This is a genomic window from Bradyrhizobium sp. 23AC, assembly GCF_054863025.1.
In genome coordinates this window covers 1-398 of the sequence record NZ_JAVAYN010000083.1, presented here as the reverse complement: position 1 = coordinate 398, position 398 = coordinate 1, and the positions used below count along the sequence as shown (strand labels likewise).

Below are 398 nucleotides of genomic sequence, written 5' to 3'. Positions count from 1 at the left end.
GCGGGCCAGCAGGTGCAGGACCAGTTCACGGTCACCAGCCAGGACGGCACCGCCTCCGGCACGGTGACGGTGACCATCACCGGGACCAACGACGCGGCCACGGTCTCGTCGGACTCGAAGTCCGTCACCGAGGGCGATGCCGCCGCCGCGCTCAACACCTCCGGCCAGCTCAGCATCACCGACCCGGATACGGGCGAAGCCCACGTCGTTGCGCAATCGAACGTCCACGGCACCTATGGCGACTTCACGATCGACGCCAACGGCGCCTGGAGCTACGCCGGCAATGGTGCCCACAATGAACTCACTGCGGGCCAGCAGGTCCAGGACCAGTTCACGGTGACCAGCCAGGACGGCACCGCCTCCGGCATCGTGACCGTGACCATCACCGGCAGCAACGA

General features: G+C 67.6%; 1 protein-coding gene. It reads left to right on the top strand.

Annotated features, from left to right (window positions below):
* Positions 1-398, top strand: a 398-nt coding sequence (locus RAD10_RS41540; protein ID WP_461621991.1) for a VCBS domain-containing protein, incomplete at both ends; no start/stop codon positions are given.